Annotated in this window: 17 protein-coding genes; 3 read left to right on the top strand and 14 right to left on the bottom strand. The window is 41.5% G+C overall.

Annotation, left to right across the window (positions count from 1 at the left end):
- Window positions 1-291: 291 nt before the first annotated feature.
- The 4 genes from LQ227_RS12910 to surE form a co-directional block, all read right to left on the bottom strand.
- Window positions 292-1,296 (bottom strand): LacI family DNA-binding transcriptional regulator, encoded by a 1,005-nt coding sequence (locus LQ227_RS12910; RefSeq protein WP_230149571.1) that lies wholly within the window; start codon window positions 1,294-1,296, stop codon window positions 292-294.
- Window positions 1,297-1,543: 247 nt separating this feature from the next.
- Window positions 1,544-2,656 (bottom strand): lipid-A-disaccharide synthase, encoded by a 1,113-nt coding sequence (gene lpxB, locus LQ227_RS12905; RefSeq protein ID WP_230149569.1) that lies wholly within the window; start codon window positions 2,654-2,656, stop codon window positions 1,544-1,546.
- A gap of 152 nt (window positions 2,657-2,808) precedes the next feature.
- On the bottom strand, window positions 2,809-3,069 hold the full coding sequence (locus tag LQ227_RS12900; protein WP_230149567.1) for a stationary phase survival protein SurE: 261 nt from the start codon (window positions 3,067-3,069) through the stop codon (window positions 2,809-2,811).
- A 24-nt stretch (window positions 3,070-3,093) separates the two neighbouring features.
- Complete coding sequence (surE, locus tag LQ227_RS12895) at window positions 3,094-3,939, bottom strand: 5'/3'-nucleotidase SurE (RefSeq protein WP_230149565.1); 846 nt, start codon at window positions 3,937-3,939, stop codon at window positions 3,094-3,096.
- 222 nt (window positions 3,940-4,161) lie between these two features.
- Here surE and LQ227_RS12890 point away from each other — a divergent pair, with 222 nt between their 5' ends.
- Window positions 4,162-7,095 carry a pitrilysin family protein gene (locus tag LQ227_RS12890; protein WP_230149563.1) on the top strand — a complete coding sequence of 978 codons (2,934 nt, stop codon included), beginning with the start codon at window positions 4,162-4,164 and terminating at the stop codon, window positions 7,093-7,095.
- A 419-nt stretch (window positions 7,096-7,514) separates the two neighbouring features.
- Here the strand turns inward: LQ227_RS12890 and LQ227_RS12885 are convergent, their stop codons facing one another.
- The 4 genes from LQ227_RS12885 to LQ227_RS12870 all read right to left on the bottom strand — a co-directional run bounded on the left by LQ227_RS12885 (window position 7,515) and on the right by LQ227_RS12870 (window position 9,552).
- Window positions 7,515-7,997 carry a hypothetical protein gene (locus LQ227_RS12885; RefSeq protein ID WP_230149561.1) on the bottom strand — a complete coding sequence of 161 codons (483 nt, stop codon included), beginning with the start codon at window positions 7,995-7,997 and terminating at the stop codon, window positions 7,515-7,517.
- Entirely contained in the window at window positions 7,987-8,550 is a 564-nt protein-coding gene (locus LQ227_RS12880; protein WP_230149559.1) for a peptidoglycan-binding protein, read from the bottom strand. The genes LQ227_RS12885 and LQ227_RS12880 overlap by 11 nt, the downstream gene beginning before the upstream one ends.
- The gene (locus LQ227_RS12875) at window positions 8,469-8,843 is read right to left on the bottom strand and encodes a hypothetical protein (RefSeq protein ID WP_230144706.1); all 375 of its coding nucleotides are present in this window, start codon (window positions 8,841-8,843) and stop codon (window positions 8,469-8,471) included. Before LQ227_RS12875 ends, LQ227_RS12880 begins: the two co-directional genes overlap by 82 nt.
- Before the next feature lie 70 nt (window positions 8,844-8,913).
- Window positions 8,914-9,552 carry a DUF6266 family protein gene (locus LQ227_RS12870; RefSeq protein ID WP_230144705.1) on the bottom strand — a complete coding sequence of 213 codons (639 nt, stop codon included), beginning with the start codon at window positions 9,550-9,552 and terminating at the stop codon, window positions 8,914-8,916.
- A gap of 275 nt (window positions 9,553-9,827) precedes the next feature.
- Here LQ227_RS12870 and LQ227_RS12865 point away from each other — a divergent pair, with 275 nt between their 5' ends.
- The gene (locus tag LQ227_RS12865) at window positions 9,828-9,983 is read left to right on the top strand and encodes a hypothetical protein (protein ID WP_230144704.1); all 156 of its coding nucleotides are present in this window, start codon (window positions 9,828-9,830) and stop codon (window positions 9,981-9,983) included.
- Window positions 9,984-10,071: 88 nt separating this feature from the next.
- Here the strand turns inward: LQ227_RS12865 and LQ227_RS12860 are convergent, their stop codons facing one another.
- Complete coding sequence (locus LQ227_RS12860) at window positions 10,072-10,350, bottom strand: helix-turn-helix domain-containing protein (RefSeq protein ID WP_230144703.1); 279 nt, start codon at window positions 10,348-10,350, stop codon at window positions 10,072-10,074.
- A gap of 1,887 nt (window positions 10,351-12,237) precedes the next feature.
- Here LQ227_RS12860 and LQ227_RS12855 point away from each other — a divergent pair.
- Complete coding sequence (locus tag LQ227_RS12855) at window positions 12,238-12,942, top strand: hypothetical protein (RefSeq protein ID WP_230144702.1); 705 nt, start codon at window positions 12,238-12,240, stop codon at window positions 12,940-12,942.
- 286 nt (window positions 12,943-13,228) lie between these two features.
- Here LQ227_RS12855 and LQ227_RS12850 read toward each other — a convergent pair whose 3' ends face one another.
- The 5 genes from LQ227_RS12850 to LQ227_RS12830 all read right to left on the bottom strand — a co-directional run bounded on the left by LQ227_RS12850 (window position 13,229) and on the right by LQ227_RS12830 (window position 24,030).
- Complete coding sequence (locus LQ227_RS12850) at window positions 13,229-17,647, bottom strand: DUF6443 domain-containing protein (RefSeq protein ID WP_230149557.1); 4,419 nt, start codon at window positions 17,645-17,647, stop codon at window positions 13,229-13,231.
- A gap of 11 nt (window positions 17,648-17,658) precedes the next feature.
- A complete protein-coding gene (locus LQ227_RS12845; protein WP_230149554.1) occupies window positions 17,659-18,099 on the bottom strand; it encodes a hypothetical protein in 441 nt (146 codons plus the stop codon).
- Between the two features lie 6 nt (window positions 18,100-18,105).
- Window positions 18,106-21,471 (bottom strand): hypothetical protein, encoded by a 3,366-nt coding sequence (locus LQ227_RS12840; RefSeq protein WP_230149551.1) that lies wholly within the window; start codon window positions 21,469-21,471, stop codon window positions 18,106-18,108.
- Window positions 21,472-22,724: 1,253 nt separating this feature from the next.
- Window positions 22,725-23,777, bottom strand: a complete 1,053-nt coding sequence (locus LQ227_RS12835) for a glycoside hydrolase family 130 protein (protein ID WP_230149549.1) — start codon at window positions 23,775-23,777, stop codon at window positions 22,725-22,727.
- A gap of 67 nt (window positions 23,778-23,844) precedes the next feature.
- Window positions 23,845-24,030, bottom strand: coding sequence for a CsbD family protein (locus LQ227_RS12830; protein WP_029276197.1), 186 nt, complete (start codon window positions 24,028-24,030; stop codon window positions 23,845-23,847).
- Window positions 24,031-24,095: the final 65 nt, after the last annotated feature.

Raw genomic sequence — 24,095 nt, 5'->3', positions numbered from 1 at the left:
TTTATCTGCTATGGAAATGACCGGATGGATTAGTTGCCGAACATTTTCAGGTATCTTATCGATTTAAAAGGTTTGATTTGATCATGATAGAAAAAACTCCGGCGACCAAAATCTATTTCTGCGGTTTGGTAAAAACGGTTAAAATCCAGTAAGGAGCTGCTGTAATTCTCATAATAATAGATCGGCTATGCTAAAACGTTTTAGTCGGTCAATTATAAGAATTTTAAATTATAATAAAACGTTTTAGTAAGTAAAAAAAATATTACAATGCAGCGAGGGATGATTTTTTTCCTAGTCTCTGATGACTAAACGGGCGGGGATAATTACCTCTTCAACAGGCGATTTACCTTTTGAAGAAAGCTGATTTAAGATGAGTTTAATAATGGTTTCAGCTATTTCTTCCAGGGGTTGTTGGACAGCAGAAATACGGGGGGTATGCAGTTCGAATGCTTCATGGTCATCATATGCGATAACTCCTAAATCATCTCCTACTTTTTTATTGATTTGTTTTAATGCTTTTAAACCACTAATTGCTAAATAATTGGTTGCAAATAACACTGCATCGATTTTTTTATTTTCGAAGAGTTCTTGAATCTGAGCAATCGTTTCGCGCTCTTCCTGATTAAAGTGGATCTTTAAAACCAGGTTGTCATCATATTTGATTCCATTATCTTGCAGTGCTTTTTTATAACCATCGCATCGCTCTATAATTTGTTCCACATTTATATCAGTGGTAACCAGGGCGATATTCTTTTTACCCTGATCGATAAAACTCTGTATGGATTGGTGCGAGGCATTAAAATGATCTGCGCCAACATAACTGGTATTAATGTCTGACAAATTTCTATCGAACAGGATTACCGGGTTACCATCATCAAGGAGCATTTGTATATCTTCTTCTATTCCTTTTATCGGAGAAATGATATACGCATCAACCTTGCGCGATTTGAACATGTTGATCAGTTCTTTCGCTTTATCTACATTGTTTTCGGTGCTGGAATAAATGATTTTATAGCCTCTTTTATAGGCTTTGTCTTCGATTAACCTTGCAATCCTGGAGAAGAATGAATTGGAGATGTCTTCGATAATTAAACCGATGATATTGGAGTTACCAGTTCTTAAGCTTCTTGCAATCTGATTAGGCTTATAACCGCTTTCTTCGATAATTTTTTCAACTTTCTCTATTACTGCTTCGCTTATTGATTTCTCTTTTGCTTTACCGTTAATAATGAATGAAACTGTGGTAATGGATACATTTGCTTTTACGGCTATATCTTTAATAGAAAGCGATTTCATCTGGTTGGAGTTTCTTTAAGTTAATCAATTCAAAGCTAAATAAAAATTGCAGCTTTTAATTTTTTGCCCATTATAAAGACGCAATTTAACATTTTTTATGTTAATCGTTTTAGAAACACTTGTTAAAGGATGGTACAAGGTAAATATGAAAGCTTAAAACAACAAAAGGCGCCATTAAAGCGTCTTTTGTATCAAAATTAATATCCTGTAAAAGTAAATAAGTTCATCATCAGGCCCCTCTATCCTGTTAAATTGTTTTGTGCAAATAGGTCGTAATCAATCTGGCCGTTTTTGCCGAAGCGCCTGGTTTTCCCATAAGTAAAAGCAGCTCATCATAATGTTTTAACATCTCATTCCTGCCCTCGCCTGTCAAGATAATTTCGAGTTCTCCGTTCACCTTTTGGGTGTTACAATCTTCCTGGATAAGTTCGGTTACAATCTTCTTGTTTACAATAAGATTAACCAGTGAAATAAACTTAATTTTTACCAACATCCTGGCAATGGCAATTGAAATGGTTCCACCCTTATAAATCACCACTTGTGGCACTTTAAACAAAGCAGTTTCTAGCGTAGCTGTTCCTGAAGCAACAATTGCAGCATGCGCATGGTGCAATAAATTATAGGTACTGTTAAAAAGCAAGTGAATTTTTTTATCTCCCGTAAACTGGCGATAATAACTTTCGGTAAAGGTTGGTGCGGCTGCTATGGCGAAAATATAATCGGGATGGTTTTCGGTAACGCTCAACATTACCGGAAGTAAACGTTCTATTTCCTGCTTGCGGCTACCAGGCAGCAGGACGATAATTTTTCCATCTCCCAATTGATGGTTTTCCCGAAAATTTAGATCTGGCGTAAACTGCGCAATTTCGTCTAATAATGGGTTGCCTACATAATCTACCTGCATGCCCCATTCTTTGTAGAAATCTACTTCGAAAGGTAAGATGCAGAACATATGATCGACAACCTTTTTGATTTTCAGCACCCGTTTTTGGTTCCATGCCCAAACTTTAGGCGAAATATAATAACATACTTTAATGCCGTTGGCCTTTGCAAACTCCGCGATTTTTAAGTTAAACCCCGGAAAATCGATCAGAATCAACACGTCGGGCTTCCATTGTATAATATCGTTCTTGCAGGCTTTAAGATTTTTGAAAATGGTCCTTAAATTTAGAATTACCTCTGTAAAGCCCATAAAAGCCATATCGGCATAGTGTTTAACCAACTCGCCACCCTCGGCCTGCATTTTATCCCCCCCGAAATACCTGAACACAGCTTCGCCGTCCTCCGCTTTTAAGGCTTTCATTAAGTTGGCGCCATGTAAATCGCCTGAGGCTTCTCCGGCTACGAGGTAGTATTTCATATTTTCTTATGTTATAACAAAATCGTCATTGCGAGGAGGCACGACGTAGCAATCTTTTATGTTATTGTCTATCCTTTAATTCTCCGTTGTTCTGGAAAGATTGCTTCACCCCAGCTCACCATCCCCTTCTTCAGTTCGCAATGACGCCCGTTTTAAAAAACTTTATAAGCAAAAAATACAAAAGCGCATAAAAACGTTGCGGCCAATATTCCCCTGCCAATATTTTCTTTATTGTATTTAAAAAAGTATTGCATGGTATAAGCATTTATGGCAATACCACCAATATATAACAAATCTGCTTTGGCAAGGGAAGCTACATGAGCAATAATGTACCAGGCAATGGAACAAAATATTGCTGGCACAAGCAAACCAATGCCCAAACCTATCCATACAGAATTATTTAATCTTTTCAACCGATCAATCATAATGGCAAGCGCTTAACCTAAATTAATGCCATCTGGCGCTGAAACTTTAGTGCCGGCACTTGCAGATTTAGCCGCATTGTTGCCAATAAAATCCCAACTGTTTATGGTTTGTATGGCATGGTGTGCCGTTAAATCAAACTGGACCGGAACAATAGAAATATAATTGTTTTCCAATGCCCAAACATCAGTATCTTCTCCTTTGTCGAAATTTTCGAAAACACCGGTTAACCAATAGTATGGCCGTTTGTAAGGATCGGTTCTTTCATCAAATTCTTCCATCCACTTCGCATTGGCCTGGCGGCAAACCTTAACGCCTTTTAGCTGATCACCTTTTGGGAAATTCACATTTAACAAGGTTCCTTCTGGTAAACCATTCAACAAAACCTGCTCACAGATGTTTTTAATGTATTTTTTGGTATGACTAAAATCGGCATCAGCTGCAAAATCGTCTAATGAGAAACCAATAGATGGAATTTTTTCAATTGCGCCTTCTACTGCTGCAGACATGGTACCTGAATAAAGTACATTAATCGAATTATTTAGTCCATGGTTAATTCCCGAAACGCATAAATCAGGTTTTTTACCTTTAAAAATCTTATTTACAGCAATTTTAACACAATCAACCGGGGTTCCACTGCATTTATACATTTCTACACCTGCATAAAGATCAACCTTATCAAAACGGATAGGTTTGCCTATGGTAATGGCATGTCCCATTCCGCTCTGCGGACTATCTGGTGCAACCACCACTACATTGCCCAGCTCCTGCATTACTTCCATTAAATTCTTTATGCCCGTAGCTGTAATCCCGTCATCATTTACAACTAAAATATTTGGTTTTGTGCCCTGCTTTGTCATGCCGGTAAAAATACAGATTATAAATTCAAGGCACAATAAGCCATGATTTATATGCTAAAATCATTTATTCCTAGATTTTTAGTTTTGAAATCAAAATTATTTCATTCCCTGCCAGAAAGCATATATATTTGGATAAATAACTTATTAAAAATGAAGGCTGTATTTAAGATCACGCTTAAAGCAACAGCTACACACTCATTATCATAAACCAAAACCAATTCAATGAAATTCAAACTATTTACTTTGGCTTGTTTTCTAATTACAGGTGCTTTAGCGAAGGCGCAAACCACCTATCAATGGAAAACAGGAACATCTGGCGGCTTTAGCTACAGGTATGTAACCAACGATCCGACCAAAACACGTTTTTATACTTTAAAAAACGGTTTGACAGTAATTTTATCTCAGAACAATAAAGAGCCAAATATTACCTATAAAATGGCCGTAAGAGCGGGCAGTAATACCGATCCGCGTACCAATACCGGCCTGGCGCATTATTTAGAACACCTTTTATTTAAAGGAACGGATAAATTTGGAACCTTAAACTACGCCAAAGAAAAACCGCTTTTAGATAAGATCGAAGCACTTTACGAAACGTACAACAAAACTACCGATCCGGCCAAACGTAAAGAGATTTACAAGGAAATTGATAAAACTTCGGGCGAAGCTTCTAATTATTCTATCGCAAACGAATACGATAAAATGATGAAATCGATCGGGAGCAATTCTACCAACGCCCACACCGCGGTAGAAGAAACCGTGTACGAGGAAGATCTTCCATCAAATGCCATTGATAAATTTTTGGCCGTACAGGCAGAACGTTTCCGTGCCCCTGTTTTCCGCATCTTCCATACAGAGTTAGAAGCTGTTTACGAAGAGAAAAACATCGGTATGGATAACGATGGCCGTAAAATGTATGAAAAAATGCTGTATGCTTTGTTCCCGACACATAACTACGGACAACAAACCACCATTGGTACCATCGAGCATTTAAAAAATCCATCCTTAATCGAAATCAGAAAATATTACAACAAATATTATGTGCCCAATAATATGGCCTTAATTATGAGCGGCGATATTAACTATGATGATTTAATTAAAAAAATCGACAAAGATTTCGCTTATATGGCACCTAAACCTTTGTCGCTTTACAACCCCGCACCAGAAAAACCGTTAACACAGGTTCAAACCGTTGATATTTATGGCCCAAGTGCCGAAAATTTATATGTTGCTTACAGGGGTTTTGCCCAAAATACGCATCAAAGTTTATTGTTAGATTTAATCGGCAGCATTTTAGCCAACGGTAAAGCAGGTTTAATGGATATCAACATCAATAAACAGCAAAAAATGTTGCGGGCAAGCGCTGGTTATAACTCAATGAAAGATTATGGAATCTTCATTTTATCTGGCTCACCTAAAGCTGGCCAAAGTTTAGAAGAAGCGCAAAAATTATTGTTAGAACAGGTAGAACTGCTTAAAAAAGGCGAGTTCGACGAAAGTTTGATTAAAGCAACTGTTGCGAACATCAAATTAGCAGAGTTACAAAGTTTCGATAATAACGATGTGCGTGCAGATTTTGCGATGAATGCTTTTATCCAAAACCGTGGTACCGAGTGGGATAAAACCCTGGCATCAACCGATGCAATGGCTAAAGTAACCAAAAAGGAAATTGTAGATTTTGCCAATAAATTTTTCGTCAACAACTATGTTTCTATCTTAAAACATAAAGGCGAAGATAAAAGTATTGTTAAAGTAGAAAAACCGGCCATTACCGCGGTAAAAACCAATGCCAATGAGGTTTCTCCATTTACGAAAGATATTATTGCTGCGCCGGTAAAACCCATAGCCCCTAAGTTTTTAGATTATACCAAAGACCTTAATTTCGGTAAAGCCGGCATTGCTGATGTAATTGCGGTTCAAAACACCGAAAACGGAATTTTCCGTTTAGGCTACCGTTTTGATATGGGCTCGTACAACTATAAATTGTTGCCTTATGCCGCTCAATATTTGGCCTTCTTAAGTACCGATAAATATTCGGCAGAAGATATTAGTAAAGCATTTTACAACATTGCCTGCAGCTATAGCATAAACGTAGGTACCGATGTAACCACAGTTTCCATCAGTGGTTTACAAGAAAACTTTGATAAAGCTGTTGCCCTGGTAGAAGATGTACTGGCCAATTGCAAAGCAAACGAAAAAGCCTTAGAAGATTTAAAAGGCCGTTTGTTAAAATCGAGAGATAACGCAAAATTAAACAAATCATCAATTCTTGGTGGTTTAATGAGTTATGCACAGTACGGTGCAGATAATCCTTTCAATTACGGATTAAGCAATGATGAGATCAAAAATATGAAATCGGCAGATTTGATCTATATCTTGCACAACCTTACCAATTACAAACACACCATTACTTATTATGGCCCTAAAACTTTAACCGCATTTTCTGCTGATATTGTAAAAGCACACCCATTGGCCAAAGCATTTACTGATGCCGCACCAATCAAAAAATTTGTATACACCAAAACCGATTCGAACAAAGTTTACTTTGCCGATTACGATATGGTGCAGGCAGAAATCCGTTGGGTACGCAACGGTGGCTTATACGATCCGGCCAATGCTGCAAAAATCGCCTTGTTTAACAACTATTTTGGCGGCGGCATGGGCTCAGTAGTATTCCAAACCATCCGAGAATCTAAAGCTTTGGCTTATTCTACTTTTGCAGTATATTCTTCTCCAAATACCAAAGAAAAAGAAAATACCATTATTGCTTATGTAGGTACACAGGCCGATAAAATGAATGAAGCCGTTGCCGGTATGAATGAGTTATTAACCACTTTACCAGAGTCTGATAAATCATTTGCATTATCAAAAACCAACTCGTTAAATGGCCTGGAAACCAGCCGCATCACCAAAGATGGAATTATCTATAGCTATTTGGCCGATAAAAAATTAGGTTTCGATCACGACTCGAGAGCTGATGAATACGCGAACTTAAAACCATTAACTTTTAATGATGTAAAATCATTCCACCAAACCAATCTTTCGGGCAAACCTTACAGTTATTGTATCGTAGCCTCAGAGAAAAAAATCAACATGGCCGATTTAGCAAAATTTGGTCCGGTAACTAAACTAAGCCTGGAGCAGATTTTTGGATACTAATAAGGTTAAAGGTAGGAAGGCGGAGGGTTTAAGGTAAAAACCTAATGCTTTAATATCAAAATTACCAGCGATTCCCGGAAACGGGGATCGCTTTTTTTGTTTGGTTAATTAGTTCATTGCCTAGGAGGTTATTTAGTTTAGCCTAACTATCAGCTTAAGTCTTGGATAATTTAAGTAATGTGAAATAAATGCTCCCCTTAAGCTGGTTTTACAGGGAGCATTTTAATATCCAGGCGAAGACCCGTTTTTCTCATTTGCCAGCAAGCCAGACCCATACCACAACTTGCCCTATGTACATCAAGGTTACTGATTAAGGATCTTCCTTTTACCGCTTTTCTGTTTAACAGGATTTTTTCGCCCTTGCTTCGAAACTATTTTCGGCACTGTAGCGGAATTTCCCCAATAGGGGCATTTAATGTTCAGGTAAACAGCCGTTTTCTTATTAACCAATAAGCCAGGCCAAGTGCCGCCACCAGCCCAATGCACATCGCGGCCCAACGTGGCTTCCTGCTTTTATCTATGTGCTGCAACTTCTTTTTTACCTGTTTGCTTTCAAGGCTGCGCTTTTGGCGCTGAAGCTGGTGGCTCGCTTGCTTTTGCTGATGAAGGGTCTTCCTTTTACCAACTTTCCCGCTTACCAGAACTTTTTCGGCCACTCCTTCGAAACCATTTTCAGCACTGTAGCGGAATTTCCCCACCGGGATAATTTGTACCACATATTCGCTATTACTGGTATCAAGCAGTAAGGTGTTTTCTTTTGCCCAGCTTTGCAGATCGGTATGCTCCTGGTAATTGCTGTTCGATTGAAGGTTTTCCGTATGCAGCGTCTTCTTGCTTTTTAAGCTCCCACAGGCCGAAAGCAGCATACTACAGGCCATCAATAAGATTAACTCAGTTTTCATGATCCGCTCCTTTCTTATTGGTCCAATCGGCAAAGTATCTCATGGCTTTTAATGGCCGCCGTTTGCGGTACACCCCATCGCCTTCCCGGCTGCCCGCTATATTGGTATTCCCTTCAATGGTAATGAGCCAATCGCCCTCCTGCCGCTCCACCAGGCCACAATGGGCAATGCGCTTTAGGTGGCTAAAGTAAATGCCGAATACCACTGCAGGGCCTATCTCTTTGGTGCGCTTATTTAACGGAAATAAGGCCGGGCTCCAGGGGGTGCGTGGTGCGCGGTACCCGGCCTGGCCAAAAACCCAGCTTACAAAAGCCGCACACCAGGGGCTGCCCTGTTCAACACCTGTATAACGCAGGTACGCAGCTACCCGGGGCCCATCGTTATGGCCTGAAACTTCGCGCACGCCTATTTCGTTTTTTGCAATGCACAACAGTTTGGCCCTATCGGCAAATGCCCGGTTCGGCGCCTGGTTTATGTTATAGCGGCCAGGCAGGCTATCCCCGCTAAAAAGAGCAAAGCAAACGATGCCCAAAAAAATCTTAACTGTTGCCATGATGTAAGTTGTTTAAAGCGTAAAACCATATCTGTTAAATTAAGCAGGCCTAGGCCGAGCCAAAAGCGGTACAAGAGCCACCAGGAAATTTGCAATAAGGCCACATAACACAACAGGCCGAGCATAAGCAACTGCCAGATGCCTGCATCCAGCAGGGCAGCGGTGGGTTCGAAGGTCCTTAATAAATTGGGGAGTGTAAGCCAGCCCAAAACCAAAATGGTGGCCAGCATCAGTTTTTCGAGTATTTGCCTTTTTGGCATCAGTGCCGTTAAAGCCAGTTTTAATGTTTTCATATCTCTTCTTTTTAAAAAAGCCCAAACCTGCGGCTTTGCAAGGTTTGGGCGGGTTAATTAACTAGATAAACTAAGGAATGGTATAAGTGCCCAGGTACTGGCTGCTTGATACCGAAGTGGCATCGCGCTTAACCGCAAAAGCCCATCCGTAAAAAACATCACCCGTAAAGCCGGCACCAATTGCCGCGGTATAAGTAAGCGCGCCGCGCTGCGCTTCTTCGTACACCAGGTACATCTTTTTGGTATCGTTAAAGAGCACTACCGTTAGCAGGTCATCGGTAAAGGCACTGTAGCGGTTTAAAATGCTCTGCCAGTTCAGTACCAGGTCTGCACCCTGCAAACCCGCGTTAAGCCCATGAAAAACCGAAAGCGAACCTTTGCTTAGCACCACCTGCGAAAAATCGATAGTATAATCAGGATAGTCACCTACAATCGCCTGGTTTAAAAAGACCTTAACTGCCGCATTGTAACCTGTAAGTTTGCTCAGCTGTTTATCTTTAAAGCCAATGTTTAAAATGTCTTTAATAGGGCTCAGGTACATCGGTGCCAGGGCAAATTTACTGCGCTGGGCCAATTGCGGTTGGGTACTGGGTTTACTGCTCTTTTTGGGCAGGCCCTTTAGGTAATCTACACTGCGCCAGTTGCTGCCGACTACACTGCCTACTTTGCCCGAGAATGCGCCATTTGCGCCTTTTGAATACGTTGCCATAATTTTTGTTTTTTTAAGTGAAAAAATGTTTCTATAAAAGGATTTCTGTTTATACCGGTATGTTTAAATCCATGTCCAAACCTAGCGGCTTAGCAGCACTGGCGCCCCATTTTGAGCTAAAATGAGCTAAATTGAGCTAAATACGACCGTTTTTGAGCTAAAATGAGCCATTATAATTGTGGCAGGCGGCGCAAAAACCTTGGCGCTTGTGGCGGCACAATACCTTTAAATTAAACCATGGGGCACGAAAAATAATTTAACCGCAGATAGAAAGGATGCACACAGATATAAAAATCTGTGTTTACCTGTGCGCATCTGTGGTTAAAAATTCTCAACTAATTACATTGGGTGGCGCCCTGCTCAAGGGCAGCATAACCATCGGCGGTGGTGCCATTCTGCGAAAGCAGGCGCTGGCTTTACCTTTTAGGTAGAGAAAAGGTGACGCCGGGGTAACCCTGGGGTAACCTTGGGGTTAACTTGGTAGCAACAAAGGGTACAGAACAGGTAATGCAGGGGTAATTAAATACGGCCCTTTTGCTGGCTCTCCAGGTAGGCAGCCAGCAAATCTTTCGCGTAAAAACGATCGCCACCAGGTAGTTTTATAGGCTTTAACGTGCCATCTTTTACCTTACGTTTGTAGGTACTTTCGCTGATGTTCAGGTAGTCTTTAACCTGTTGGCGGGTAAGTTGCGCATTAGGGTCGCCAAGGAGATCGATAAAAGTAAAGGCTAGTTGTTCTTTGTTCAGTACGAGGTAAATGTTGTACATTACCTGTACAAGTGCATCAAGGTTATTCATGGAGCGTAAAATTAAATCATGAAACCGTACTACGAAAAGTTAATGAGGCGTTCCGCAATCCGGATCCGAAAAATGTTTCTGTGCTATAATTCAGGCGGTTAAACCCGTAGTGCTGTAGTGGCTAAAATCGGTTAGAAAGTGTGGTATTCACCTTTAAATTTTTGCGACAAACAACATCAACACGGTTTAACAAGCCTGGTAAAATTCGAGTTAATTGTGGTGTGTATATTGTAATTTATTGCAGGGGCAGCTTGCCCCAAATTTATGGGTAGCCCCGGCTGCTGCAGATGAGCCCCAGGTTGAAAGGAATACAAGCTACCCGTTGGGGGCGGTTTTGCCGTGCACAAATGAGCGGTTTATGCACCGTATTAGATAATTTAATTGATAGGGCTGAAAAAGTAACTGGTGTTAGTTTTTCCATCGAGCGTAAATTTAATCAGTAATTAAAGACGTAGTATTATTACATATTATATCCTGTATAACGACAACTTATTTCAAATCGTATATCAAAAACAGCAATTTATTGCAACCAGGTAGGTTTGTGTCATCAAAAACGGAACATTAAAAACCTGCCCCAAGCGAAAAAACCAAAGTTTGCCATCCCCTCTCAGCAGCTCAATCTAGCTTTCGAGCTGGAAATTAGAGGTATTTGGTACAAGGAATGACCTGATGCTATGTAGAGCCCACTTGCCTGAACCGCCACCGCTGTTTGTTCCTTTTTATAATGGTGATCGGGATGATGACCTGCCATTCTAAATTAGCTATGCTATTTCACAATATGTAATTATCTTATACTCAATTATGAAATTATGAGTAATCGATCCGATATGACTTGACATTTGTCCTATTTGGTTTCGAATAATGGATTTTCTGCTTACCTTGAGCATGCGCTCTCTGACGATCTATTTTCTCTGCCTCCAATAATTTGCCAGGTAAAATGCCAGAAGATTGATTACTAAGCGGCGTTACATAAGCTAACTAAAGACAGGTTTATCCTATAGTCAGTGGGGATTATCCCAAAAATGGTCACTCATTCCTATCTAAAATGGTCACTTATTTCGCTCCAAAATGTGCACTGATTACCGCTTAAAGTGTGCAGTCGACTGATTTTTAGCGTTTTTAAACTTGGTTCTAAGGCTTCCGGAATCTTCGTCTGAGCAATAAAACGCGCCGTAGATGCTTTAAAATTGGCTAAAAAAAGAAAGAGTAGGTTGTTCTGGGTGATATAGTTTTGATGGACCGTTTTTTCAGGTTTGGATAGTTTCTGAATGACGAATGGAAGCCGTTAAAGGGATTCAGGGAACTAAAAGCTATTTGGGAACCCCGGCAGAGTAGATTGCCATGTTCAAAAAACTGAAAGCTGAAAGTTCGGATGATCTTTTATCTTTGGGACAGATTGATTCAAATCTCCCTTTATTCAGGGACTAAAGCCGGGTGCACAGTTTGGATTGAAATCCGGTGTCTACTATCCCTGAAATCCCCAAGTGAGCAGATAAAAGATCATTAAATATACATATCTACCTCAAAAAACCATTAATGAATCTTTAACTTACAAAAACAGTATAAGGACTGAGCGCCCTATATCCAGCGAAAACCTGAACGTGTTAATTTAGATGGGGAGGTAATCATGAACTTGATTAATAAGGTTGAGCAAAATATCATTATTCGCATCCGTTTTTTTTAAAATCGTACAATGCCTAAAAAGTGCGAATGTTTAAATAACTTGCAGTCAATTTAGATAATTAAAACCAGATCAATATGCTTAGAAATATAAATTATCTACATTTATAACAGCTAAACTGTATTCTTCAACCAACAAACTAATTACCGAATAAATTTTAGGATCCTTCAAGACACTAAATACCCTATTATTAAATTTAATACTCCATGAAATTCTATCTTTTCAAAGAAGCTTGTAGCACTAAAGAAACTGGCCCAAATTATCCACAAATTCAGAAATGGAAACCTGGTTATAACGAAGACAAACCTGATTCATATTATTCTTATTACGAAGCATCTTCAAAGGGGAGCAATTTCCCACCCTTTGTGCCTGATCTAGATGGATTGGTAATGTGCAACAGCGCTAAACCCACAGATATAATTAGTTCTATTTTATCGATTGGTTATATTATAAATGAAAAAACTAAAATAATAATTGAGCAGTTCAAATTTCCATCATATAAACTTTACCCAACTAAAATCATACACAAAAACCTAGAACTGAAAAATTATTACCTATTACACATTGCTTCGGACAATAAAGACTATTTGGATTTTGTAGACTACGAACGATCTATCTTTATTACGGCAGGAGTCGCACGGGACCACCCACAAAACATTGCCCTCACCTCCAAACAACACTACCTTGACACTTCCAAAAAGTTACAAAACGACTTTTCCGTAAACAAAAATATTTATCGCACCATTTTTGCAGAAAAAATTTGCTTTACCTCAGAATTTGATAAAAATTTAGATTTCTTTACAGCTCCTTTTGGAGTCGACAATTATATTAGTTACAATTTAAAATGTGCATTAATCGAAAACGGTATAACAGGATGCGATATCGAGGCAACAAATAGAATTTTGATCTAGATTTTATGTAGGTTTCAAAGACTATTTGTATACCAAAAGGAACAGCGATACTTCATTGAGTTTCGACATCTGAGAACAAGAAGCCTGTGATCAAATGATGCCTTTGTTTTAAAAAATGGGGTAATCCTATAAGTTTTCTGACCATCAGGAATACCTTACAAAGAATAAAGAGCCGACAGATGCCAGCTCTTTATTCTTTGTGTAGGCACCACATTGTGCATAACAAATTGCTTTAATAAGACTCTTCACCCATAAAGAGTCTCGGTTTTTAACTACATTTTCTTTATTAATTTCTTGTCGCTGGTTTATCGTCTGGCAAAATAACCCCAGGAGATATTGGACCCACTGTAATTATTGGGTTGATTTTTGGAGCAAAAAGAAAAGGATTAAAACCATACAAATCATTAAGTTTAGTATATGGATTATCTGATATCTTTTGCCGAGAATTTTTAGAGACTGCTCTTAAAATATCAGCAGCAGAGGCTCCTGGATTCGCTTTTTCGGCTTCAGCTAGTTGGTTTCTTATTGCTCTAGTTAATTTTGGAGCATTTCCATGAACTCCTTTACCGGTTTTTGCACTATACTTTTCTAAATTCATCAGATTCTCCTCGCCATCAAACTCAAATCCTTCCTTAATCGCTTTTTTTACAATCTCTAGATACCTTAGCGCTTTAGGGATAATATGATGCCATTCGAACTTAGGGCTCGATACCACTTCAGTCGGTATCGAAATGCGCGCACCATTCACTTCCCCGCCTGCCTTAGCTAAATTACCTACAGCATTCTCCATCGGTAGTTCCGCAGGGATAAAAGTTGTATTCTCCAAGAAAATAGTACTAAATCCCTCTAAACCATCTAAATCTATTTTACTTGATGGAGAGTTTGATCCATATTGATAATTACTCATCCAAGGAAAAAACTCCGAGTAAAAATCCGCTGATTTAAAACGTCCGATCACCGGATCATAGAACCTCGTTACATAGTCATATTGTTCAAGTTCTTCCTGAAATTCTTTACCATTATAAAGATACTTATTCGTCCCCCCACTTGCAGGTTTTCTTAATCCAAAGGCATAATAATCGTCCCTCTGTATTGGTTCCACTGTACCCGATACTGGGTTTTTCAGAAAACTCACCCTTACATTTCTTAGATGGTCCAACAGGTTATATTCATAGCTATAACTTCCATTGCTGCTGCGTGCTACTCCTTCTTCAGTCTGGATATAATCAATGGTACCATTAGGTTTGTAAACAATACCGTCCAGGTAATCGATTCTACCGTTCACAGCACTTACCTTCATCAATTTATTTCCTATCGCATCGTAGGTATAACTCACGGCCCTGGCACCGCTTACCTGTAGGGGAAGGTTTAGATAGTTATAGCTGATGTTGTTGCCATTAGGGCCGTCACTTATCAGGTTACCATTTTCGTTATAGGTATAACTTTCATTCGTAAAACCACTGATGGTCTTTAACTGGTTGCCTTGATACTGGTCGATATGGTAATCATTGGCCCCGAAGTTATCTCTGTTCAGGCTTTTGATATTTCCCATTACATCATAGCTGATGCTCTCACCCAGGCTATTTCCTGCACTGGACACCGTCAAACGGTTCAGTCTATCATAACTATAATTAAATGTATTTGATGCGCCACCGTTGGTGTAGCTCTGAGAAGAGATATTCCCGTTATACTGTGGGCCACTGCCACTGTTATAACCCAGTGAAAAACTGAACAGCGAACTGCCCTGACTGGTCAGCCAGCCCCGCTCATTATAGGTATAAGCTATATGCTGCGCAAAATTCACATCATCGGTACTGTGTTGTCCCTTACCTGTTAATTGTCCGATCTCATTGTAGGTTAAGCTGCTTAAAGTCACCAGGTCGCCACCGTTAATCCGGGATTTTGTTGTTTTCTTCCTGCCTACATGATCGTATACATAGCTATTGGCTACAGTCGTTCCTGTCCCATTACCCACATGCACACGAACACTGTTCTTTAAGCTTCCGTCGAAATTCCACTCATAATCCACCACATCGCTGCCCCCGATATGGTTCTCGCTCTTGGTCTGGATCACCTGTGCCTCGCCATCATAGTAATTTACCGAAAGCAGCATCGTCCCAGTACCCAGTACCGTTGTACGCATGCCTGTCAGCATGGTCTTTACCCGATCGTTCCCTACCTGCGGCAGAACAGGCATGCCCATGGTATTGTTAAAGAAGTTATAATTGTCATAGTAATTTATGCTATGATAATAAGCCACACTTTTTGGGAAGGCATTATTACTATAGCCTGTATAAGTTCCGCTTTCATTGCTGTTGTTCCGTACCTCCCATAACTGGTAGGTGTTATCAGCTAACAGGCCATCCACATAATCCTGCATAGGCCCGCGTTCCCTTGAATCGGTATACAGCCCCGTTATGATCGTCCTACCTAAGGCATCATATTTGGTAAACAGCCATTGGCTGGAATTACGCTGTATCTTATCCTGGGTCAGTACCACCTGGTCCAGGGTATTGTACACCATATATTCCCAGTCTTTGCCGGGGATCTTTTTCTCGGTCAACCGTTTCCGGCCATCGTAATGATAACCGTACATAAAATCCTTGAAGACATCATCCGATTCGGTAAAACCAGCGATCTCAGCGGATAACCTATCAGTGTTCAGGTTGACTGCCGGTGGTAGTACATAGCGCAAATTACCTAGGTCATCATATACATAATAGGTCGAAAGGCTTTTAATATCCGTTTCCCAGACACGCTTCAGCACTACCCGTCCCTCCAAGTCCTTATATTCATCTGTTGTACCCGTCCTTACATCCCCCGGCACCCAGTTCTCATCTTTTATAGTCGACCTGTAAAGTTTCCCTGCATCATAAAAACTGTTCACTGAACTCGCGCCTGTACTGCTCACAGCCCATTTCCTGACATCCCCCGCCACATTGGCCCCGTATTCACTTACTACTGTCCGGCCTGTAACAGGTTGCCAGTCTGCACCTGGCGAACCTTGTTGCTCCACGCGGTTCAATGGTGAAGCCTCGAACACCGTTACACTGTAAGGTACCGGCGTTTTAACCACATTTGCATCCCAGCCGGTGCTAATACCGTAATAATCCGACTGCTGGATCAAAGCATCAGCTTTATAAGCTCCGTTGTTTGCCGACTGCGCCGCATAAGGCAGGTATTTTACTGTTTCCCTCCCGTAGGCATCATAAGCTGTGGGCTGCACAATATCCTTTCCGCCTGGACTTGCCTGTACCTGCACGGCCTGCATAGGCCTGCCCAGCCCGTCAAAATATTGAATGTTTCGGTTCGCCTGGGCAACAGGCAAACTGCCTACCTGTGCCAAACTGGTTGCACCGGCCTCTTTTACAACGGTCTCCATAACAAAATTTTGGCTGTAACTCGGCTGGATGCCCGCAACACTTCCACCTATTATAGTAATGTTCAGCGCAAAGGCCGAACTGCTCTGGGCGGTATTGTAGGCCGTAATATAATAATTGGCTGCAGCAGACGCTGTCGTTGGAACCCCACTGATGTTGCCGTTCGTATTGTTGAAGTTCAGACCGCCCGGTAGCACTGGTGCAACCGTAAAAGCAGCCGTGGCGATCTTGCGGATATAGTGACTTCCGATCTCCGCCACATAAAGCGTGCCCTGGCTATCGATACTTAAGCCGTAGGGCGAACTCAGCCTTACCCCCGAACCCGTACCGTTTACCGTACCCGAAGAGGTCGCGCCCGCAAAGGCCGAAACATAACCTGAAGCATCGATCTTGCGGACCATATTGTTCTGTTGGTCGGCCACATAAATATTTCCCGAGCCATCCACCGCCAGGTTGTTGGGGTACTGGAAGCTGGCAGAGGTACCATAGCCGCTCGCCGAACCCATCGATCCGTTGCCCGCAACCGTGCTCACCGTGCCCCCGCTGATCTTACGGATCATATGGTTCAGCCTGTCGGCCACATAAACATTGCCCGAGGCATCCACCGCCACACCCATCGGATTGCGAAAGGTGGCCGATAAGGCACTGCCATTGGAAGACCCTGCCGTACCCGTGCCCGCAAAGGTACTCACCACCCCTGATGGCGTAATCACGCGGATCCGGTTGTTCGAATAATCGGCCACATAAAGGTTGCCCGAAGCATCAAAGGCCAGTCCTATCGGACTGTAAAAACTTGCGCCCGTCCCCGTTCCGTTCGCAAAGCCAGGTGATCCGCTGCCCGCAAAGGTTGTCACTACCCCTGCCGGGGTAATCTTACGGATCCGGTGGTTCTGCTGATCGGAAACAAAGACATTGCCCGAAGCATCAACAGCAAGTGCAGAAGGGTGCTGGAAACTTGCCCCCGTACCCGTACCATCTGTTGATCCCGCAGATCCGGAACCGGCCAATATGCTCATGGTACCCAATGGTGTAACTTTTTGGATCTGGTTGTGGTCCGAATCAGCAATGTACAGATTGCCCGCCGCATCTACCGCCGTGTTCAGCGGGTTATACAGTCCGCTACTGACAAAAGTAGTGGTCGTCTGTCCGCCTGCTGATGCACTGCCCCCGCTCATTGTCGGGGAAAGTGTAGAGATAGCACTCCCAGTACTATAGCTCTGGCTCGAGGGCGAATAGCTGACCGAAAGCTGTGCATGGCCTGCAAGGCCTGCACAGAGGGCTAAAAGCCCAGTAAATATGCCGATAATCTTTATTCCTGTTTTCATCTGGAGAGGCATTAATTCTTTAGTTTAACTTTAGTGCTGTCAACGGCCGGTCTCCTGTCCTTTTTACCGGGAAGCCTGGATTCCATTTCTTTCCGGTGTGCCGCTGTTCGGGCCCCGTTCCGTGAACTGATCGCAGCTGACATCTTTTCCCGTTGCTGGGGACTCAATAATATATTGAGCGCGGCACTCTGCTCCCGGGCCAGTGCTTTTAACCTCGCACTGCGCTGCTGGGGGCGCAGGCTGGTATCCTGCAGCACGGCCGCCACCTGCACACGGTATTTCTCCTGCCGCTCCACCAATCTGACAGATTTATCTTTATCGAGGCCGAGTTCCCTGCCTGCCACTTCTTCTCGTTCTTTTTTAGTTTTAACAGCTTCCTGACTAAATGAATTTGATATCCCTGTCACCATCAGCAACAGGATGAATAATGAAAAATATAAATGTCTGCTCATGGTTTTCTAATAAGTTGGTGATGGAATATAAACATTTGCGCCGTTGTCCTCCACCTGGTAGGTGTAGTTTTCTGAATTGATTATCGTGCCATAATAAGGATCGTAATAAGAGTACCACGAATCGGTCACATAACGGCCGAGCAGCACACGACCGGTATTGGCCGGCACACTATAGGTATTGGTCCAGCTCGAAACCGAAGAGCTGTTGTTGTAAAAATAAGTGCCCGTAGTACTTACATTCACATCAAAACCCTGAGGACGCGACACAGGCTGCGTACAGGCCGCATCACTATAAAGGGCAAGGTAGATATCCGCCTCAGTTGTACTTCCATCAATCGGAGCGCTCCAGCTCGGGTTCAGTACCTCGATACGTGCATAGACCTGGCTAGGCTGAGGAGTTGTCGTCCCTCCGCCAGCATTACAATCGGTGACCTGGCCTGCATAGTTGTAACAATAGGTCTTGACAATATTATTGTTCTGGTCACGGATCAGTTTCAACCGCTGGAAAGCATCATACTCATAATAAACGGTCATACCCTTTGCGTCCGTCTGGCTCACCATACCAACAAGTGGCTTGTACACATAACTCGAAATGAATGCATCGGGAAGATTGTTCCTCAGTGGCAAAAGAAAGTTATCGATCGCCGTTTTGTCGGGACTGACCAGATTACTAAAAGCAGTAACAGCCGGACTACCTCCCAATAACGACTCTACTGTCGTATAGTCTGCATTCTTGATCTCGGCAATAGGATGCTGTGACCTGTAACTGTAGAGATAGCATGTTTTTGAAGCTCCTGTTTTAGAGACACTCTTTATCTTCCCATGATCATCATAGCCCTCAAAAGTAACCCGGGATTCATAGCTTCCCGTTCCGATCTTGCCCGCAATAGTTATCGGTGCAACAATATTACTTCCCCAATTGTAATAGTTGTTCTTAACTGCACTCAATGGGGTAACCGAATTCTTGTAATCTAGCTGTTCAACAACCGGTGCCCACATATGATAGGTATCTACCATATCGGTGTAGGGCTGCGTTCCGGCAAAATCATGGGGATATTTCATCTCTGTTGTGATGTTCCCTCCTTTACTATCAGTGACAGTCTTTTTGGTAGGCATCAGGTGATCAAGATTGTCATAATTGTAGACAGTAGTTTGACTCACTGGATTGCTTAGGTCTGAAAAATCCGTTGTTATGGTGGTATCAAGTGTCGTTACATCTTCATACCCTTTCGTCGCTTCCCAAGTATATGAGTTTAAATATTCCAACCAATATGGGGTGTCGTAATCATCAGGAGAGAAGTACCCTGTTAGATCCCTAAACTGAACCTCCTGATCGACACGTATGCCAGTTAGAAATTCGTTCATTCTTCTAGGAGAATACCGGTTTTCTACCTGGTTTACCTTGGTATATAAACCGTTGATATTCTTATAGACTGTTTTAGACGCTAGCAATGGGTTCATTGTACCCCTGTCGATCGTAAATTCATTGATAAATTTCGGAGCACTTAATATATTTGTAGATTCCAGCCTAGTGTCAAAAGGCAGATAGTAAGTAAAGACCGATTTTCCTTTATTTTCTGTTAATGTCCCATTGTATTCTGACACCTGTCCGTAGACAACAGGGGAACCCGACAGGACTGACAATGGATAAAGACTTGAGGAGGTTGCAACATTACTGCTAATTACTCCTATAGGGATATGTCCGGTATAGCTTCCTATATCATTCATTACACTTCTACCATAGTTTATTGGCTGTTGATACCTGAACAGTATAGATGAAATGGTGTGCTCAGATCCTACCCAATCATAAGTATATGTTTTTTGAAATGCCAGCGAATTTTCAGCCGAATAGTTTTTTATTGTTTTTATCCTCAGGCCGCCCACTATGCCATTATTCGCATTGGTCTGATTTGGATAATCATAAAATTTTGGGTTTTCTGACCTGTTATTTTCGAATTCGAATACCGTCTTACCACCTGTCGGATACTTTATCTGTTGCAGGATGCAATCCTGTACCGAAGCGGCTACGGGATTTCTACTACCCCCATATAGACCTATTTCCGAAGAATTTAAAAAACCCAGAAACTCACTGGGAATCCCACTACCCCCTCCGCTGTACCCCCAATAATCTTCTAATATGTAGGGCGGGAATGAACTTCCGCCAGGAAAAACATACCCACTGGTAGTATAGTATCCCGGAGGTACATTATTGTTGTACAAATAGGAATAGTTCTCTGGTTGTGAACCTGGACCACCTTTCACCTGGATCGCATCGAGCCGCATCCTGAGGGTATGGTCTGTCGAGGTACCAAAATAACTTTGTCCCAAAGTAACTTCTTTTATCGCATCGTTAGATACCCTGTTGTTTACAGTAACCTTTACCAAGCGCATCTGTCTTCCATCCACCCGATCACCGCTGTACTCAAATTTAACAATCGCGTCTGTAGTAGTTATGCTGTCCAGCCGCTTAGGGTAATTCTGGCTGCCTATAGGGGTCCTGACAAATTCCGTTGATGATGGGACTTGCGAGGCTCCACTAAGCCCGTTGCCCGGATTTCTCACCACGGTAGTAACTTCCGAGAGCTGAACAATAACCTCACCAGAAGAATAATGCAGCTTTATCTCATCCTTTTGGTCAGCGGAAACCACTCTGGTCAGGTTCCACGCAGTAGTCGGCGACATTCCGCCCTGTGTGGTCGACTCTGCTGCCTGAAAATAATATTTTGTACCACTTTCATCCGTTATGGCATAATAAAGATTCTGGGGAGCTACATTATTGTCAATATATTCCTTTGTAATTTTAAGTGGGGCATACGGAATCAACCTTACAGAACCATTAATCCAGTCAAACCTAAAAAATCCTGACTTACCTCCAAAATTATAGGCATACCTATCACTCTGTGTCTCAAAATTATTTTTGTTCATGTTCTGAAAATGATTCATCAGATTGATCGCATCACCTTCACTGGTAACAGAGGTTCGGGCAGTCTGGAGGTCATCTGTAGTTTTGTAAGGCGAGATATAGTCAAGGCTCTCGTCTCTTCTACCCAAAACTGTCCTTGCTACTGTTCCCCCGGCATTCAGGGCCCAGCCAAGGCCTACCACGCTTGCAATATCCCTAACCTTTATCCCGCTTGCATGATAGGAAATGCTTATTGGCAGCGAAATGCTCCCTGTCTTAACCGTATAGATAGGCACACTTACATCAGGCACACCGGTACTGTAGCTAACGGGAATTTCCGCATACCTTGTTAAGGATGCTACATCAGGTGATGGTGGAATGACCTTTGGCACTTCAAACTGTCCAAAAGAAAGTTGATGTTTTAGGAATAAAAACAACAGCGCAAAAAGAAATTTATAGTTATTCTTCATAGAGAGTGAATTTTATTTTTGAGAATATAAAGTGAGACTGGCCAAAGCTTATCCCTGCACTGCTCCAATTTGCTTTGAAACAATGCTAAAAAAAATAATAAGATCCTAGATGGAATCTTCAGGAGGTCGAAACAAAAACCGCTACTGCAAAAACGAACTCAGCACCAGGTAAAAGCCGTAGTATTTTTTGTTCTTTAAGATCGGGGCAGTAAATACCCATTGGAAGGAAGTGGAGAGCCGAAAATTTAGATACCATATTTAAATGTTTTGATGTGATCAATTTCTCTTGATAATCAACATTTAGCAAAAAAATTACACCAACGTACCGTTTTACATGACAAACCTCCCATTATTTATTCCAAATTATAAAAAACGTTATATAAACGGTTATCATTCTATCGATATCGACTCCAATCTATTCTGCTCATTAAATACAAGATCTAAAATTACAGCAATTATTACAAGCCCAACCACAACCGATCCGCGTCTATTTCTCTTTTATCGGCAAGGTTTCAAATTCTTTAACTATAACTTTCCATTGATTTTTATGGTGAAAAATGAAATAGTTAAAGATTGATATTGAAATACAGACAATAATAACAGGTAAGTTAGAATCACTTAAATGGAAGTATCTATTGATAAATACCTTGTAATAAACCAAAACAGATGCTCCCAAAATAGCAATAAACATCAGTACAAAATTCCGCTTTCCAATCGCTCCAAAACTCTAGGTATTGATACCACTTCCCAAAATTTATATAGTTTATAAAACAGATAATAATAAGCTCTTTTCATATTCATGATGACTAAAATTAAAAACTAAACCTGGGATAATAGCTAGGGTTACTGCGGTAAACTTCTCCATAATCTGTTAGGTAACCATTCCTTCCGCGAGGATAAGGTTTCCTAGGTAATATTACAATACTTGTACCCTCAGTCATCCGCTTCATAAATATGGGCGATTGTTTATTGAGCGAAAAGAAAAAGGTCTTAGCGAGACACTAAGACCAGTGCGGTCTTTTTTGCCCAATACCCAATTGCTCAGGCCGCAAAAAAGGATCTTCCCTTCAAGCCGGTTTAAAAACGAAATTTTGTGATACTATCAGGACTATAAAGTGTATAAAAAAACTCTTCCCTTCCTGCCTAAAAGTTCATTAATTCCTACTACAAAGTATAAAAACACAAATCGTGTCTTGGTGGTAAAAAAACAAAGTTCATTGGTTGCATGATGCAGAAAATTGTGTCTTTGTGTCTTAGTGGTAAAAAGCCAACACCTCCAAAATTTCTTTCAACGAAAACTTGGCCCCGCAAACGAACTCATCAGCTGCACCATAATAAATTGTTAATTCATCTCCGTTAACGATGTGGCCGTTTGTAAATACCACCTCACCAAAGAAACCATGCAGCTCGTAATCTGCTGTTGTTACCATAATCGGTTCTTCGGTTCTGGCCAGTACTTTGGATGGATCATTTAAATCCATTAGAAAAGCGCCTAAACAATATTGACGTTTTCCGTTTGCACCATGATAGATTTCGAGCCATCCTGCTGCGGTTTTTATGGGGGCAGCGCCGGCACCAACACGGGCACTATCCCAGTGCTTAGGCCTGATTTTGATGATACATTTGTGTTTGCCCCAATGAATGCCATCCGGAGATTCGGCCAACCAGATATAATTACCACCCAGCGCCACACTACTAGGCCGGTGTAAGGCGTAAAATTTATCGTTAATGCGTTCTTCAAATATAGCACAGTCTTTATTGTGTGGCGGAATAATCATGCCGTGTTTCTCAAAACACTTCCAATCTTTTGTCGTCCTTAATCCAACCCCTACCCCATGGGCAGATACAGAAGTAAAGGTTAAATAGTAGGTTTTATCAATTAGGGATACACGGCAATCTTCAATGCCAAAAGTTTCATCTTCTCCCTCACCCTGTAATAAAGGATAACCGGCCGGTTGATAAAAATGCACGCCATCATCACTGCAAACGAGCCTTAAATGCGATAAGGTGGTTAAATAATCGGCACCCTGATAATTGATCACCCTTGGATCATTAGCTACCAAAGCAGGATCTGCCTCCGCTATCTCGATAATTTCGATGCCGTTTTTCCTTAAAACCGGAAAAGAGATAAGTCCCTGTTTTTGCGCGGGCCGTTCTGCTACCCGCACCAGAAGCCATATTTTATTTTGAAAGGTAAAAACACCAGGATTTAAAAGGCATGCGATTTCCAGGCCCGTTGTACTCGGCACTAAATCTTTTGGACAAAGTATTGGATTTTGAATAAACCGTTGTGCAATATCACTCATGACATAAGGTTTTAAACCAAACAGGCGACCAAAATTGGCCGCCTGTATATGATTAATAAAATTGATGTTATAATGAATTGATCCATTTTACAAGTTCATCTCTTCCTTTTCCTGTTTTTTGTTGCAGTTTCCCCAACAATTCATCGTCTTGCCCCTCTTCGTGTTTTAAATCATCGTCGGTTAAATCGGCATAAGCTTGTTTAACCTTTCCTTTTATTTCATTCCACTTCCCTTTTAATTCTAACTTATCCATGCTCGTGTTTTTTTGTGGTAAATAATATGCTTTTTTAAATGTATCAACACTTTTTACCGCTTTTT

The sequence above is a fragment of the Pedobacter sp. Bi27 genome, assembly GCF_918698255.1.
In the GTDB taxonomy this organism is placed as follows: Bacteria; Bacteroidota; Bacteroidia; order Sphingobacteriales; family Sphingobacteriaceae; genus Pedobacter.
Note: the sequence above shows the minus strand (reverse complement) of the source record. Positions and strands in the feature narration are given on the sequence as shown.